Here is an 898-nt window from a genome sequence, read left to right on the forward strand (position 1 = left end):
GGGAGGGCCAGCGCAAACCCCGGGGCGCAGCCCCGGCAACCCCAGCCGCTAGCCCAACGCCAGCAGCCACGACGCTGCGCTGAGGGGGAGATCAATGCATCCGGTGTCTTGGACGCAGCCACCGGCGTTTCGTGTGAACGTGCAGTCTGTCCACGAACGCTGGACACGACAGAAGAAGGCTGTAGGGCTCGAAGCGGGTGCTTCGAGCCCTACGGAAGTGCTTACCTGGTACCAGGAGTCCTACGCAGCGGCCATGGCACGTGCGAGGGCGAGTTCGAGGACGATGATGAGGCTGTCGCGCACGGAGTTCGAGTCGCGAGCGTCGAACTCGATGACGGGGACCTCGGACTCGACGTCGAGGGCCTCGCGTACGGCGTCGAGCGGGTGCGGGACCGTGTCGGCGAACCTGTTTACCGCGACGGCGAACGGCATCGTGCGCCGCTCGAAGTAGTCGACTGCGGGGAAGCAGTCCTCGAGCCTCCGACTGTCCACGACGACGAGGGCGCCGAGTGCGCCTTCGGTGACGTCGTCCCACATGAAGCCGAAGCGGTCCTGGCCGGGCGTGCCGAACAGGTACAGCTTCAGCGTCGGGTCGAGCATCACGGAGCCGAAGTCCATGGCCACCGTGGTGGTGGTCTTGTTCGGGGTCATCGACACGTCGTCAACCCCTGCGGCCACTTCGGTGATCGCCGCTTCGGTGGTCAGCGGCGGCACGTCGGATACCGCTGCGACGGCGGTGGTCTTGCCGACGCCGAATCCCCCGGCGATGACCATCTTCACCGGCATGGGAGCGGGCGCTGGCTCCGCGGGCAGCCCGCCCGGTCCTGCTTCGAAGTCCATGTCGAACCTATGCTTGCTCGGGACGGCTGATGACGGGGGCGCCGGGGTGGAGCCGGAC

General features: G+C 67.5%; 1 protein-coding gene. It reads right to left on the minus strand.

The genetic code is table 11. The features are described 5' to 3' along the window. Positions 1 to 240 precede the first annotated feature (240 nt). Complete coding sequence (locus KDK95_RS34800; protein ID WP_249162343.1) at positions 241 to 840, minus strand: GTP-binding protein; 600 nt, start codon at positions 838 to 840, stop codon at positions 241 to 243. Positions 841 to 898: the final 58 nt, after the last annotated feature.

It is taken from the genome of Actinospica acidithermotolerans (genome assembly GCF_018139625.1).
GTDB classification, from domain to species: Bacteria; Actinomycetota; Actinomycetes; order Streptomycetales; family Catenulisporaceae; genus Actinospica; species Actinospica acidithermotolerans.

Coding starts and splice junctions, on each gene's coding strand:
- KDK95_RS34800 (WP_249162343.1), bottom strand. CDS start 840: ATGGACTTCGAAGCAGGACCGGGCGGGCTGCCCGCGGAGCCAGCGCCC.